The sequence below is a fragment of the Paenibacillus sp. EKM301P genome, from assembly GCF_011800295.1.
GTDB lineage: Bacteria > Bacillota > Bacilli > Paenibacillales > Paenibacillaceae > Paenibacillus > Paenibacillus polymyxa.
On sequence record NZ_JAALFM010000011.1, the window covers coordinates 21647 to 35926 of the forward strand.

Consider the following 14280-nt stretch of genomic DNA (forward strand, 5'->3'; position numbering starts at 1 on the left):
AGCGTACTTTCTTGTGTAATCCGATCTCTATCTCTATTTAAAGATTAGTCGATTGTCCGGTTTCGTGCTATAATTGTAGCAACATACCGAAGGAGGTGAATCCCTTGTTTGAGCTTCAGGACTTACTCCCCTATTTGCTTACGATCGGATTGCTGTGCACTGTGACTTATACGTATCTTGCTCATTTGCACGGCAGCGTAGCTGAATGCTGGGTCGAAGGCGGCCCCGTTCGCTCGCATGCTTCTCCGCTGATGCCGATGTCTGCCCGCGGACAGGACATGCCTGTCCGGCTAGCACGTCACATTCGGCGGAAGGAAGCGCCAGATGAAGATGCTTCCGATTGTTCCCCCTTGTTGAAAAATGGCACAGCCAATCAACGAGGAGGAACATATGAAGCGATTCAAGGGATTCACTTTTTGGGGTAAACAAGAACGGATATTGGGTTTAATCGTAGCGTTGGCGGTGGTCATGCTGCTGTCTGGTTGTGGTGCGAATGCTGCGGAGATTAATGCACAGACACCTGGTTTTTTTAATCATTACGTGGTATTCCCACTTTCTTGGCTCATTCAGCATTTGGCGGAATGGTTTGGTGGAAGTTTTGGGCTGGCGATCATGACTTTGACATTCATTGTCCGTCTGGCCTTATTGCCGCTAATGATGCGTCAAACGCGTGCCCAGCAGGGTATGAAGCGCAAGATGAGCGCTATGCAGCCCGACTTGGACCGAATTAAAAAGAAGTATGAGAATAAAAAAGATACCACCAGCCAGCAGAGTATGCAGCAGGAAATGATGGCGCTGTACAAAGAACATCAATTCAATCCGCTCAATATCGGTTGTCTGCCTATTCTCATTCAGCTCCCGATTTTAAGCGGTATGTATACTGCCATCCGACTCACGCCGGAGTTGGCGTCACATTCATTCTTATGGTTCCGGCTCGGACAGCCGGACTGGATTCTGGCAATTGTCGTCGCAGTTGTATACTTGGCACAGGCTAAGCTTTCTCAGCAACAGATGACGGCTGACCAGCGCAAGCAATTTGCTATTATGGGTTATCTTTCACCGATTATGATGGCGGTCTTTTCCTTCAACGCTCCTGCGGCCATGCCTTTATATTGGACCGTAAGCGGCACCTTTTTGCTGCTTCAATCGCTGTGGTTCCGCAAACGCTATCCAATTGAAGAAGCAGAGAATAAGATTAAACTTGGTGAAGTCACGCCAACCTAATAAGAAGATGCTATTTGTTTGACATAGAATTGTGTTAGCAGTGTCTCACATGCAATGACAGATGCCATTCGAGCCAATAAGGCTTGAGTGGTGTCTTTTTTTTGCTGTTTTTTTCACTATATTTCGCTTGCGGTTTTGTAATCATTATGAAATCCTTATATCAATATTCATAAAGTTAGGAGAGACTAAATGGAAAATTCAACAACAACCATTGAATGGTATGAAAATCAAATAAGGGAAGACGGCTGTTTTTGCATGAGAAGCATGCAAAAAGCACCGGGATATGTACAAAAAATGAATTGGACAGAAAAAGAATTTACTCAAAATTTGACTTACATACAATTGAGAAAAGACAATAAACCAGCAGGATTTATAGAGTATGCATCGGGTGAACAAGCATGGAGAGCTGTTCATGCGGATGGATATCTAGTGATTCATTGTATCTGGATTGCTGTAACCGGCTTGGGATTAGGCTCACAGCTTATTCAACGCTGCATTCAAGATGCTATTACGTTGGGGAAGAAGGGAGTGGCAGTCGTTACAAATATAGATACCTCCTGGGCGCCAGGTCCCGAAATTTTTCTGAAAAACGGATTTCGGCATGTGGAGGATGCTCCATATTCTTTTCAGTTGTATGTTTATAAGTTTAATCAAGAGCATTCAGATCCTTATTTCCCTAATAATTGGGTTCAACGTCTGGATCATTTTAGTGAAGGCTTAACCATTTTACGAACTCATCAATGCCCTTATCTGGAAATAGCCACGCACAATGTGATTGAAGCAGCTGAGACTGTGGGGATACAACCCGAGATTATTGATATACGAGATCGTTCACTACTCATGGAACTGTCTCCGACACCGTACGGCGTATTTCACGTGATCTGTAATGGGGAATTGATTTCATATCACAGGATGACTCCTCGTTCTTTTGCCAAAAAGCTAACCATGCTTTATTCTAAAAGCTAATCTTTTTATGAAATGATACAAGAAAAGTGGGTAAAGTAAATACATGGACGATGTGAATGCTGCATTTTGTTTGATCACGGGATGAATTTCATGGAGGACCTCTAAAAAATGAAGCAAATATATACAAAGCTACCGATTTCCGTGGCTCTACTTACATGTATAGTATGTGCCCTTGGTTTTGGCTTAATCGCATTATGGGTTAGCGACCAGCAAGTACGGCATTTTGACCACAAGATCATTACGGCTATTGGACAACTGGAATCGCCTTTCATGACACGTCTTATGAAATGTTTCACTATTATCGGCAGCGGGCTTCCAGTGGTAATCATCATTTTAATTGCCATGTTCGTGCTCTATAGTGTATTGGGACACCGACGAGAATTGCTTTTTTTAGCGGTTGCTGTGCTGGGATCAGTGCTGTTGAATACGGTACTAAAAATGCTATTTCGGCGTGCGAGGCCTGAAATCAACCGTATTATCGAAGCGAATGGATATAGCTTTCCAAGCGGACATTCCATGACCGCTTTCAGTATGTATGCGGCGCTGACGTTTTTATTGTGGAAGCACGTTCCTTCCAGGATAGGTCGTATCCTTCTTGTTGTGCTCAGTAGCCTACTAATTGTAACGATCGGGACAAGCCGCATTTATTTGGGTGTTCATTATCCGAGTGACGTTGTGGGTGGCTATTTCATGAGTGGTTGCTGGATGGCAGCTTGCATTTGGTTCTACCAGCGGTATGAAGAACGAATGCTACCACTTCGTACCAAATCGACTGCATAATGAGTGCATAAATCATGAGGTTAAAAAAAGCAGACGCATTAGCGTCTGCTTTTTATTTGCACAGAGGAAGTAGATTGGGTCATCTTTGTTCTCGTCTGTTCTACAGGCTTTATTCCTAGCTTCTGCTCCCATTTTTCATAAAAAATAATAGCTGCTTGGATAAAGATGCCTGGAAGCTTCCGACTGCGAATGAATTTGTGAACACCAACTGCGCAGCCTGCCCCAATGAGCGCCCCTGCCAAAATATCTGAAGGATAATGCACACCGGTCCATACGCGGGATATCGCAATAAGCACAGCCAAGACAATCCAGAGGACACGATATTTTTGATGATGAAGCCATAGAATTGCTGCCAGAGCAAAAGCTCCAAGTGCATGGTTACTCGGAAATGAAGCATTGGGATCATGATGAATCAGCTGAATGACAGAGTGTCCGACAAAAGGCCGATCTCTGTAAAACAAATGTCCAAGACACCAGCTAATTGTAAAACCGATACAAACCGTTATAACGGCTTCTAAAACCATCATCCGATGCGGCATTTTAAAGGTGAACCAGTATAGCAGTAAAGCCACTCCAAATAAATACGGTGCATATTGCGCCAAGAAACGCATAGTTCCATTCAAAAAGGCGAGGTGATTAGCCAATTCATTGATCCAGTGAAACAAAGCAAAGTCTACATTAATTAGCATGAATAAATTACTCCTTAACCTCAAAAAATTAAATTACAAAGTTATATTATAGAGCGACTATACGGATAAAAGCTTAAAATCAAATAAAAAATGAATGGTATGTGCATTGCTTATTAGTTTTCTCTATAAAAAATAGGTGGTTTTGCAATGGAAAAATCGGTGCTGGTCATTGATGATGAAGCGAAGATATCCAGATTGCTTCAACTGGAGTTATCCCACGAAGGATATGCAGTTGAAATTGCACAGACGGGAAAAGAAGGATTGGAAAAAGCACTATCCCTTACATGGGATATTATCATACTGGATGTGATGCTGCCCGAGATGAACGGTGTCGAGGTGCTGAAGCAGATTCGAAAAGTGGACAATCATACCCCGGTAATTATGGTCACTGCACGTAACACGACTCCTGAAAAAGTTTCAGGTCTGGATGAAGGAGCTAATGATTACATTACAAAGCCCTTTGAAATTGAGGAATTATTAGCGCGGATGCGGGCCAGTATGAGGAATCAGTTGGAGCCGGCAGCTACTACTTCGCAAAAAGAGGAAAAGCAGCAGTCCAAACTTCAAGTCGATAGCCTGGTGTTGGAACCCAAGACGCGGTCCGTGGTAAGGGAAGGAAAACGTATCGAACTTACGCCCAAAGAATTTGATCTGCTTCTCTATCTGATGGAGCACAAAAATCAGGTATTGCATCGGGATCAAATGATTCAGGATGTGTGGGGGTTTGATTTTGTCGGTGATACGAATGTGGTAGATGTATATATCCGGTATGTTCGCAAAAAAATTGATCATGGATACAAAAAGAAACTGATTAAAACCGTTCGCGGTGTTGGGTACTGTATCCGGGAGGAAGAGCATTGAAGCTGCGGACCAAAATTACCCTGCTTAGTTCTATTTTAGTGATGACGATTCTCCTGTTTGTGGACGTCACGGTTCATCTATTATTTGTCAAAATTGCTACTCGTAATGAAAGAGAAGTGCTACAAAATAAATGGACCGAAATCATTGCCGAAACAGGAGCCACGATGATTCTGAAAAATGTTTGGGGGTCCAAGCTGAAAGATGAACTTTCTGCGGATACCATTCTGAGGGTATTTGATCAGCAATCTCGTCTTTTGTATGAAGTAAGCCGTCAGTCCCGCTTTAAGCTGAACGATATACATTTTAACCTTTCTCAAAGCTCTCAACTAACGGATCTACAGGATCATAAAATCCTGATTATCCATCTTCCAGTGCTTTCACCAGAAGGTAGTCAAAAGGGGACACTGGAGATCGTAGAAAAATGGGATGCGCTCGAAAACAATCTCGATATCTTAAATACAATTCTTATCACATCGACTGTTGGAGCTATGTTGCTCAGTCTGGTGGGCAGCACGATTTTGGCAAATGCGATATTGCTGCCCATTGCCAGTAGTATTCAAACGATGCAGGAAATCGAAAGAAGCTTGAAATTCAAAAAAATTCCTGCTGGCAGTCCTAATCAAGATGAATTATCCCAAATGACCGCTACTTTTAATCGAATGATGGAGAGATTGGAAGAAAGCTTTCAGAGCCAGCAGCAGTTTGTTTCCGACGCCTCACATGAACTGAATACGACATTGATGATTATTGAGGGCTATGCCAACATGCTGCGGCGGTGGGGTACGCGTGACGAGGACATACGTAAGGAATCGATTGAATCGATCTATGAAGAAACTCAGCGAATGCGTACGATGACGCAGCAATTGCTGACATTGGCCTCCTCACAGCAGCAAGATTCCGAACCGTATGAGCGGGTAGAGCTAGTCGGTTGTTGTCAACAGGTGGTAGCACATCTCAAGCCTGTACATGAGCGCCAAATTTCTATTTTTACAGAAGAGAAGGAAATTTGGCTGGATGCTAATCTTGCAAAAATCAAGCAGTTACTAGTCATCTTGCTGGATAATGCGTTAAAGTATAGCTCGGAAGAAATCGAAATATGGTTATCTACAGATGAAAAAGATGTCCACCTCCGCGTTAAGGATTACGGAATTGGCATTCCTGAGAGCGAGATCAAGCGTGTCTTTGAACGATTTTATCGAGTAGACAGCTCCAGACATCGTAAAACCGGAGGAACCGGGCTTGGGTTACCGATTGCCAAGGCAATAACAGATGCTCACCAGGGTACGATACGCATGGAAAGCGCAGAAGGCGAAGGGACGGATGTCATCGTTACGCTGCCTCAAAAACAACAGGAAAGGCTGTCCCTCCAGTAGACATCTCTACTCAAAGGAACAGCCTTTTTAATGTTATTTGTAAGTTATGCATTCGGTGGATGGGAGATCACCCAAAATGATCCTAAAGGACACGACGTGCTGTTGTATAATGGGAGCTCCACCATCCGGAATTTAGATCTGTAACCGTTACGCCGCCTTTACCAAACGTATGCAGAATTTTCCCGTCTCCCATGTAAATGGCTACATGATGAATTGGCGCATAGAAAAAGACTAAATCGCCTTTTTTGAGCTGACTACGCGGTACATAAGTGCCCACAGTTGACTGCTGTTTGGACGAACGTGGAAGCTTGATTCCATTTTGTGCAAAAACATACTGAGTGAATGAAGAGCAATCAAAAGAGCTTGTACTGCCAGCTGGAGCTCCATGTTCATAACGGACGCCCATATACTGGGAGCCTTTTGAGATAATCCGATCAGCTTTACTTGTCGAAGCGGCATGAGTGGTGTCTGGTCCAACAACGAAGCTTCCAGCGCTCAGTGCCAAAGTCATCGTAAAGCAAATACCCATCCACAATTTTTTAGAAGTACGTTTCATATATAATTTCCTCCGTTATTCGTATTGTGTTGATGTCCTGAAATGAGAATAACACAAATAAAATATCCGGAATTTACCACTCATGGTTACAATCCTGTTACCCCAACGTTTTGCACTGCTTTATTAGAAAACGATGAGAATTTTCTCCTTAACTTTAGCTTGACAAATTAAATAACTCCCCCTTATGACTAGGCTCGTATGACAAAAAGCGACTTGCAGACGATTGGCACAAGCAATCATGCAAAACATACATACCTATATACTACAATTTATAACCTGCACGGGAGTATGCTCAGATTCCCGTTGACATCGTAAAGATCACACCGTATTTCCGGTCAGGAAGGGGAATTCGTATGGCTTCAAAGCAGAGCAAAGCATTCAAAAACCGACCTTTAAACATTGTGCAGGTCATATCCAACTATCCCGATGCACAGCCTGTTCCCTCCATCAAGGGCGGAACGGAAAAGGTCGTGCATGAATTAACAGAGGAATTAGTGAGACGAGGGCATCATGTATCTCTTTTTGCCGCCCGTGGGAGCAGGAGCAGCGCGCGGTTGATTACTTATCCCAAGGGTTTGAAACATAGTCAGATCCCCCAATATGTACTTCGGCATATGCCTTCCGGCACACATATCATTCATGACCATACCTTTCGTTCTGCTGTAGCGCGTAGGAAGCTGCCCTGCTCATCATTGTGTACCGTTCATCTTCCAGTGAGAAGACACGGTAAAAACCCGGTATATGTCAGTAAACGAGCACGTCAGCTGATGGGCGGGGGCAAAGGATTTTATATCTATAACGGCATCAACACGCATGAATACGAGTTCAGCAGTGAGAAGCGCAGCTACTTGCTGTTCATGGGCAGAATTATACCGGATAAAGGTGTATTGCAGGCCATTCAGGTTGCAGAGCGAACAGGAAAAAGACTGCTTATTGCGGGTCCTATCAAAGCCCCTGTATTTTTTCGCCGAGAGATTCAGACACGAATTCAGCGCAATCCGAATATACGCTATGTGGGACCAGTTGGGGGTGATCGGAAACAGAAGCTTCTGAAACATGCAGAGTGTCTGTTGTTTCCATCACTGTGGGAAGAACCGTTCGGACTTGTAATGGTAGAGGCTATGGCTTGTGGAACACCGGTGCTGGCATTAAAAAATGGATCTGTTCCCGAGGTGCTATCAGGCTTTCCGCAGTTGATTTGCAAATCAGTTGGACAAATGGCACGAAAGGCACAGCAAAAGAATTACCCGTCACCCGCGCAGCTTCGATTGTATGTTAGCCAAAGATTTACCAACAAACAGATGACCAGCAACTACTTGAGACTATACCGTGAAATCATTCGTCGGCGAGAACAGAAGAGAGGACACCGAAAGCCTATACGGAGGTGAAGGGGATGCAGGTCAAACGATATATGCTTGGAAAGGGCTCTTCTTGGGCGACACCTTATTATGTAGCCATAGAGGGACAACAAGGTCCGTGTGCGATGGTGGTTGCAGGCATACATGGTAATGAAATAGCAAGTATACGTGCGGCTGAGAAACTGGTAAAGCTTTTGAATGAGCAAAAGCTGAGATTCAGCCATGGTAAGCTTATTATTGTGCCAATTGTGAATCAAAAGGCTTACCGCAAGCAGATTAGAGGAAAACCGGATCTGAATCGAACCTTTCCGCGCCGGAAAAAGCAGGCGGCAACACAACCGCTTTCCACTGCTCTATTCAAATTATTACAAAAGCATCACCCTGATTGGTATCTTGACTTGCATGAGGCGAATGGATTATCACAAAAGGATGCCAAGGTGCTTGGCCAAACGCTGATCTCCAATAAGGGCAACCCGATAATTCCCACGACGCGCCGGATTATTAAGCGAATGAATCGCTCGATCAAGGTGAAAGACCGCCATTTCAACATGCGGTTGCATGAGCTCCCAGGTTCCTCTCGTACCGCTGCAGACCGTATTTTAGGGGCACGTGCGGTAACCGTGGAAACAGGGTGGAGCCTGCCCCAGAAAGAACGCATACACTATCAGATGAAGATCGTGCAGCACTTTTTAAGAGAGGCCGGGATGATTAAGGCCAACAAGGTTTATTTATCTGGCAAGGTTAGAACGGTTTCCTTATGAGATGTAATATTACAAAAAAAAAATCGCTTCATGAGCAAAGGATGTTACTCACCTTGCTCAAGAGCGATTTTTTTGATGTGTGATCTTCGTGCAGAAATCGATCTGTTTAGATGTTATAACTCCGTGTTGCAGGAATCGGATTTATAGAAGGCGCTCACCAAACTGTTACCTAGGCGAACCTCGATTAGTTCCAGTTTTGAATCCAGATCGGCGCGGATCGTGTGATACGTATCGACCGGAATGCTAAATACAGAGCCGCTTGCCGCAGCAAAGCGTTCTCCGTTCAGCATAACCTCTCCCCGACCGGATACGATCGTCCATACTTTAAGTCCGCTGCCGTGAATACGTCCATTCAAGCGATGATCCGGCAACACCGTCAGTCGTATAGCTAATATGTCATTTGGGCTTCGGTGCTCAAATTCGTCCAGCACCCGGTAACTGCCCCAAGAGGTTTCACCATGCATGGGGTGAAGTTGGAGTTTGCCTAGCTGTTCCTTGATCGCGTGGGCATGGCTTTTGGATGCAATGAGAATACCGTCAAGGCTTGCAGCAGCAATAATATCCTCCACACCAATGACATGAAGTGGATAGGGCAGCTCATTGACGATGTGTGTGCCGTGAGTTTGACCACTGATTTGTCCACGCCCGATCACTCGGCTTCCTAGCTGCTCTGTTAAGGTCTGCCAGTTGCCGATGTCGTGCCATTCGCCCTCGTAAGGCAGGACAACGGCCCGTTCAGAACGCTCCGCAATCTCCTCATCGAAACTGCGAACCGGGAGGCTATCATACATTGCGCACAGTTCTTTATCGTTCAGCGGCAATTGACTTTGCTCCATACAGGACAGCATATATCGTAACGTAAAAGCATAAATACCGCAGTTCCATAGTGCGCCTTGGTTAATAAGCTGCTGCGCCCCAGAGAGATCCGGCTTTTCAGTGAAGCGAGCAACTTGTGCATAAGCCGATTTCCCTTCCTGCCTCATTTGCAGACCCGGAACGACATAGCCATATTGGTCTGAGGCATGGGTAGGCCTTGTCCCAAGCATAGCTAGATCGGCTCCGCTCTCGAGCAATAGACCGGAGAGCGCTGCTATGCTGTGGAAGAAGTCGTCGCCTGCAAACATATCTGCTGGAGCAATACAGAGAACTTCATCCAGCCCCATGCCTCTTGTGTGAAAATAAGCAGCAGCGAGTGCAGCAGCTGTGAAGGTTCCCCGTTTAGCCGGCTCGCCAAGAACAGGCAGACGACCTTCTGTATGGCGAAAGGCTAGATTTACCTGACTCTGATGAGCCAGAAGCAGGGCAGAGGAATCTAGTCCGGCTAAGGTAAGCTGACGATACACCCGGCCGAGCATAGATTCCTGCTGCCCGTCAGGAGCGGGCAACAACCGGAGAAACAGCTTTGACCGAATATCATTGGATAATGGCCACAGCCGTTTTCCGGCACCACCGCATAACAATACGATGCGCACAGACGTTTCCTCCTTCAATGCAAATCCATTAGATTGCATCAACAATTGCGGGATTTTCTATTTTAGGAACTATTTCAATGAAGATTGAATCCTTGTTTGTGGAGTTAGCTGGTACACTTTGCGTTGATGAAAAGATAAGGAGCGGTAGCTTTGGGCATAGATATCCAATTGTTTTTGTGACAGCGAAGAAGCACGACTATGAAGCGCTTTATTTAATGACTTGCGCAAAATCATCCGAGAGGGCTGATTGCTGTATAGATAGTTGGCATACGTTTCATATTCGGAAAATCCAAACTGTTTTGTCCGGTCTATACTTTGAATAATGGCGTTGTACCAAGGTTTCCCATGCTTGGCCTCAATAACTTGCTTGAGCTGGGCGAGCCGTGTTTTTTCAAAAAGCATATAGTGAGTGACAAAGGACTTTGGTGAGGGAGCTTTAGCACCCATCAGCTTACGGTAAGTTCGAAAATACTCAGGTTGACTCCAACTGCGATAGTAAAAAATTGTTTTTCCGTCTTTACGGAACGTATGTGGACGAATCAAAATGGTGTCCGCATCTATGACGAGAAAAAAAGACGATTTACTGATTTTGTCGCCATTCATTTTGAGCAATTGCTGATACAGCCAGCCTGAGCGATCCCAGCGCGTTGTTCCGTAATGAATATGCTTTTTAGTGATGGGCAACACCGTTTTTTCGTCTATAAATGTGCACTTCTTGTTTGCACATAGACTGCGAAGTTTGGTGCTTTGCGGTGAAACGATATAGATGGTTGCAATTCGGTGCTGCACGTGACGGCGCAGACTGTCAATTACTAGTGGTAGTGTAGCCAGATCTTTTTCAATTGCGGGGATTAGAACATCGATTGAGAGGGAACCCTTCTGTAGCCCATCGGATTGCGCAGACATGTTATTCACTCCCTATATGTGTAAATATACGCTACCGGTATCTCATATTATTGTATGCCTGGACAGGCGCTTTCGACCGGGCAAGGCCAACTGTCTAATTCTGTGTAGAAGAGGGCGAATGGAGCTTCGAATGGGGTTTTGGCGCATACGATAGATTGATCTTTTTTAACAGGAGCGTTCTACCCTGAGAGTAGAGAGGAGAGGGGCAAGTGAATTCTTCACAAGCGCAGGCGTTGCGTAGCAAATGGCATAAAACCCAATTGTTGCTCCAGCATGGCAGTATCAAGCCTTTTGTACCTGAAACCCGTAAATACAGCAAAATAACTGTGAAATCAATGTTGGAGAAGTATGGGATGGTCTATGTAAAGCCTGATCGAGGTACCTTTGGCAAAGGTGTGATGAAAATCGAACAGGAGGCAGGTCAGCGCTTCGCCTACCAATATGAGGAAAAACGTCTGGAATTCAAACAGTTAGATGCACTGATTACCAGCCTATCGAAACACATGGGTAAAAAAAGTTATCTCATTCAAAAGGGAATTCATTTACTGCGCCATCAAAATCGTTATTTTGATATCCGGGTCATGGTGCAGCGTAATGTAAAAGGGACATGGGAATCTACCGGAATTATTGGACGCTTGGGTCATCCCCGTAAAATCGTGACCAATTATCATAGTGGTGGTAAGCCGATGGCCTTGGAACAGCTACTGAAATCCCATTTATCGCAAAGTAAGCAGGCTGAGCTGGTTAAGAAGCTCAATGAACTGGGGATTACCATTGCCACACAACTACAAAAAACATATCCGAATTTCCGGCAAATTGGTGTGGACATTGGATTGGATCATCGCTTTATCCCGTGGATCATTGAGGTGAACACGAAGCCAGACCCATACATTTTTAACCAATTGACAGATAAGTCTATGTACCGAAAAGTAATAAGCTATTGGCGACTGGCTAATGAAAAAAAGAAAGTTATAGTCCCAAGCAAGGATAAGAAGAATAACGACAAGAATAAAGATAAAAATGCAAATAAAGTTGATCATACAAATAAAGAAACTAAATCAAATAAAGAAACTAAATCAAAAAAAGGATGAATTGTTTATGATTCATCCTTTTTCTCTTGCCTATTTACCCTAATCCTAACCGCGAGGGGGCGATTCGGACATAGTTTGATGAAAAAAATGGACAAATTTGATCTCTTTAACATTAAAAGTATATAATAGACCTGCACAGCATCAATAAGTGAATAAAGACATATGGGAAGAATGATTTTAAGGAGGAATCGCGATGAAATCATTTAAGTATGCTTTGGAGAAAAAGGAACCCAGAACCGGGCCAGGGGGTATCACACGTGGGGCTTCAGTCCATGATTTCCCTGTATCAGAAGGAATAGCAGGGGTTTCGATGCGTCTGGAGCCGGGTGGAATGCGCGAGCTTCACTGGCATGCCAATGCAGCTGAATGGGCCTATGTGATTAGCGGTTCCTGTCGGACAACTGTTATCCATCCAGACGGTACTTCCTATGTCGATATTTTTAACCCCGGTGATGTATGGTATTTCCCGCGTGGTTATGGTCACTCCATTCAAGGTCTTGGTCCTGGAGAGTGTCATTTTATCCTGATTTTCGATAATGGTGATTTTTCGGAGGACCATACGTTCAGCATTACTGATTTTATCGCTCAGACTCCCGCAGATGTTGTCATGCAGAATCTCGGATTTGCAGCCGACGAGCTCACTCTTTTGCCAAAGAAGGAAGCTTATTTTGCAAAAGGGCCTGTCCCATCTACCGCATCTCATGATGCATATCCGCGCATTTCTTCTGATCTGATTACTAAACACCGCTATCCTTTAATGGCCAAACAGCCCAGATTGGCACCGGGTGGAGGGACTCAGCGGACCGTTACAGTAGAAGATTTTCCTATTTCTTCGACGATGGCCGGATCTGTAATTGAACTGGAGCCGGGCGGATTGCGAGAAATGCACTGGCATCCCAATGCGGATGAATGGCAGTACTATTTGGACGGCAAAGCAGAAATGACTGTATTTCTGGCAGAAGGGAATGCAGTGACAGAGCAGTTTGAGGCCGGAGATGTAGGGTATGTACCTATGGGAGCCGGGCATTATATTAAAAATACCGGATCGGACGTATGCCGTATTTTGATTGGTTTTAACAGTGGTCATTACGAGGCCATTGATTTGAGTGAGTGGATGGCTGGCAACCCTGTTGATGTATTGGCAACGAATCTGAGCCTTCCTCGAGAAATAGCGCATAAACTACCTCATAAATCGGTCTTCATCGCTCCGAAATCTTAAATCTTAAATCTTAAAACAACTAAAATGCCCGCTTAGACTACCTTATTCCAAGTTAGCCTAAGCGGGCTATTGAACTTGATTCTATTTCTATTGTTTTGTAGAAAGCAATATAGTGAATTTAAAATTGAACAACCTGCAACCCTGTGCTATTCTTATATGAAAGTGAAGATTAACGTAGCAAACGTGATATATTATTACGCCTAAAAACATCTGATGATACGATGTATAGAAGGGATGTACAGCCATGAATTCTGTCATTGAGCTTAACAATGTAAGCTGGAAGAGAGATAACCGTACCATACTGGATCAAATCAATTGGCAGGTATCTGAGGGAGAGCATTGGGCTGTACTCGGCTTGAATGGATCAGGCAAAACAACGATGCTCAATATGATAAATGGCTACATATGGCCAACCACAGGTAGTGTCAGTGTATTGGGTCATACTTTTGGGGATGTAGATCTGAGGGAATTGCGCAAATCTATTGGTTGGGTCAGTTCCTCTTTACAAGAAAGGATTAATGGAAGCCAGCGTACACAGGATGTCGTCATCAGCGGTAAATTTGCCTCCATTGGACTGTATGACCAGACGACGGATACAGATTATGAAGAGGCCGTTCAGCTTATGAGCCAACTGGGCTGTGCTCATCTCGTCGATCGGTTGTATCAGGGATGCTCACAGGGAGAAAAGCAAAAAGTGCTTATTGCTCGCGCGTTAATGGCCTCGCCCAAGCTGTTGATTTTGGACGAGGCGTGCAACGGGTTGGATTTTTTCTCTAGAGAAGCATTATTGGATAGCGTTCGTCAGCTGTCCGAGACGCCGGGTTCTCCCAATTTATTGTATGTTACACACCATATTGAAGAAATTTTACCGATGTACACACATACGATTCTGATTCGCCGGGGTACGGTGTTTGCCAAAGGTAAAACGACTGATATCCTGAGCAGTGAAACGCTTAGTACTTTTTTTGAAACACCTGTGCAAGTAGACTGGAGACAGGATCGTGCATGGCTCTCTATGGTGTAG

General features: G+C 44.5%; 15 protein-coding genes. 11 read left to right on the plus strand and 4 right to left on the minus strand.

The window, feature by feature from the left end; translation table 11 throughout:
• The first annotated feature begins 95 nt into the window (after positions 1-95).
• The 4 genes from HFD99_RS20450 to HFD99_RS20465 all read left to right on the plus strand — a co-directional run bounded on the left by HFD99_RS20450 (position 96) and on the right by HFD99_RS20465 (position 2970).
• Positions 96-425: a hypothetical protein gene (locus tag HFD99_RS20450; RefSeq protein ID WP_225164879.1), complete on the plus strand. Its 330-nt coding sequence runs from the start codon at positions 96-98 to the stop codon at positions 423-425.
• Complete coding sequence (yidC, locus tag HFD99_RS20455) at positions 391-1224, plus strand: membrane protein insertase YidC (protein ID WP_016818947.1); 834 nt, start codon at positions 391-393, stop codon at positions 1222-1224. Before HFD99_RS20450 ends, yidC begins: the two co-directional genes overlap by 35 nt.
• Before the next feature lie 189 nt (positions 1225-1413).
• Positions 1414-2190, plus strand: a complete 777-nt coding sequence (locus HFD99_RS20460) for a GNAT family N-acetyltransferase (protein ID WP_025364778.1) — start codon at positions 1414-1416, stop codon at positions 2188-2190.
• A 108-nt stretch (positions 2191-2298) separates the two neighbouring features.
• Positions 2299-2970 carry a phosphatase PAP2 family protein gene (locus tag HFD99_RS20465; RefSeq protein ID WP_016818950.1) on the plus strand — a complete coding sequence of 224 codons (672 nt, stop codon included), beginning with the start codon at positions 2299-2301 and terminating at the stop codon, positions 2968-2970.
• A gap of 38 nt (positions 2971-3008) precedes the next feature.
• Here HFD99_RS20465 and HFD99_RS20470 read toward each other — a convergent pair whose 3' ends face one another.
• Entirely contained in the window at positions 3009-3659 is a 651-nt protein-coding gene (locus HFD99_RS20470) for an undecaprenyl-diphosphatase (RefSeq protein ID WP_025364779.1), read from the minus strand.
• A 147-nt stretch (positions 3660-3806) separates the two neighbouring features.
• Here HFD99_RS20470 and HFD99_RS20475 point away from each other — a divergent pair, with 147 nt between their 5' ends.
• Both HFD99_RS20475 and HFD99_RS20480 read left to right on the plus strand, forming a co-directional pair.
• Positions 3807-4520 carry a response regulator transcription factor gene (locus tag HFD99_RS20475; RefSeq protein WP_025364780.1) on the plus strand — a complete coding sequence of 238 codons (714 nt, stop codon included), beginning with the start codon at positions 3807-3809 and terminating at the stop codon, positions 4518-4520.
• The gene (locus HFD99_RS20480) at positions 4517-5893 is read left to right on the plus strand and encodes a sensor histidine kinase (protein WP_025364781.1); all 1377 of its coding nucleotides are present in this window, start codon (positions 4517-4519) and stop codon (positions 5891-5893) included. The genes HFD99_RS20475 and HFD99_RS20480 overlap by 4 nt, the downstream gene beginning before the upstream one ends.
• Positions 5894-5975: 82 nt before the next feature.
• Here the strand turns inward: HFD99_RS20480 and HFD99_RS20485 are convergent, their stop codons facing one another.
• Positions 5976-6449, minus strand: coding sequence for a C40 family peptidase (locus HFD99_RS20485; RefSeq protein WP_017428497.1), 474 nt, complete (start codon positions 6447-6449; stop codon positions 5976-5978).
• Positions 6450-6802: 353 nt separating this feature from the next.
• Between HFD99_RS20485 and HFD99_RS20490 the strand changes: the two genes are divergently transcribed.
• Positions 6803-7837, plus strand: coding sequence for a glycosyltransferase family 4 protein (locus HFD99_RS20490; RefSeq protein WP_025364782.1), 1035 nt, complete (start codon positions 6803-6805; stop codon positions 7835-7837).
• Between the two features lie 5 nt (positions 7838-7842).
• On the plus strand, positions 7843-8568 hold the full coding sequence (locus HFD99_RS20495; RefSeq protein ID WP_025364783.1) for a succinylglutamate desuccinylase/aspartoacylase family protein: 726 nt from the start codon (positions 7843-7845) through the stop codon (positions 8566-8568).
• Between the two features lie 113 nt (positions 8569-8681).
• Here the strand turns inward: HFD99_RS20495 and HFD99_RS20500 are convergent, their stop codons facing one another.
• The gene (locus HFD99_RS20500; protein WP_025364784.1) at positions 8682-10040 is read right to left on the minus strand and encodes a sugar phosphate nucleotidyltransferase; all 1359 of its coding nucleotides are present in this window, start codon (positions 10038-10040) and stop codon (positions 8682-8684) included.
• A gap of 69 nt (positions 10041-10109) precedes the next feature.
• Complete coding sequence (locus HFD99_RS20505) at positions 10110-10946, minus strand: DUF6492 family protein (RefSeq protein WP_025364785.1); 837 nt, start codon at positions 10944-10946, stop codon at positions 10110-10112.
• 209 nt (positions 10947-11155) lie between these two features.
• Between HFD99_RS20505 and HFD99_RS20510 the strand changes: the two genes are divergently transcribed.
• The 3 genes from HFD99_RS20510 to HFD99_RS20520 all read left to right on the plus strand — a co-directional run bounded on the left by HFD99_RS20510 (position 11156) and on the right by HFD99_RS20520 (position 14280).
• Positions 11156-12037: a YheC/YheD family protein gene (locus HFD99_RS20510; RefSeq protein ID WP_025364786.1), complete on the plus strand. Its 882-nt coding sequence runs from the start codon at positions 11156-11158 to the stop codon at positions 12035-12037.
• A 193-nt stretch (positions 12038-12230) separates the two neighbouring features.
• The gene (locus HFD99_RS20515; RefSeq protein ID WP_025364787.1) at positions 12231-13256 is read left to right on the plus strand and encodes a cupin domain-containing protein; all 1026 of its coding nucleotides are present in this window, start codon (positions 12231-12233) and stop codon (positions 13254-13256) included.
• Between the two features lie 244 nt (positions 13257-13500).
• Positions 13501-14280, plus strand: a complete 780-nt coding sequence (locus HFD99_RS20520) for an ABC transporter ATP-binding protein (protein WP_167440993.1) — start codon at positions 13501-13503, stop codon at positions 14278-14280.

Bases quoted from the DNA above. Each gene is read 5' to 3' on its own strand.
- yidC (WP_016818947.1), top strand. From the start codon at position 391: ATGAAGCGATTCAAGGGATTCACTTTTTGGGGTAAACAAGAACGGATA.
- HFD99_RS20460 (WP_025364778.1), top strand. From the start codon at position 1,414: ATGGAAAATTCAACAACAACCATTGAATGGTATGAAAATCAAATAAGG.
- HFD99_RS20465 (WP_016818950.1), top strand. From the start codon at position 2,299: ATGAAGCAAATATATACAAAGCTACCGATTTCCGTGGCTCTACTTACA.
- HFD99_RS20470 (WP_025364779.1), bottom strand. From the start codon at position 3,659: ATGCTAATTAATGTAGACTTTGCTTTGTTTCACTGGATCAATGAATTG.
- HFD99_RS20475 (WP_025364780.1), top strand. From the start codon at position 3,807: ATGGAAAAATCGGTGCTGGTCATTGATGATGAAGCGAAGATATCCAGA.
- HFD99_RS20485 (WP_017428497.1), bottom strand. From the start codon at position 6,449: ATGAAACGTACTTCTAAAAAATTGTGGATGGGTATTTGCTTTACGATG.
- HFD99_RS20490 (WP_025364782.1), top strand. From the start codon at position 6,803: ATGGCTTCAAAGCAGAGCAAAGCATTCAAAAACCGACCTTTAAACATT.
- HFD99_RS20495 (WP_025364783.1), top strand. From the start codon at position 7,843: ATGCAGGTCAAACGATATATGCTTGGAAAGGGCTCTTCTTGGGCGACA.
- HFD99_RS20505 (WP_025364785.1), bottom strand. From the start codon at position 10,946: ATGTCTGCGCAATCCGATGGGCTACAGAAGGGTTCCCTCTCAATCGAT.
- HFD99_RS20515 (WP_025364787.1), top strand. From the start codon at position 12,231: ATGAAATCATTTAAGTATGCTTTGGAGAAAAAGGAACCCAGAACCGGG.
- HFD99_RS20520 (WP_167440993.1), top strand. From the start codon at position 13,501: ATGAATTCTGTCATTGAGCTTAACAATGTAAGCTGGAAGAGAGATAAC.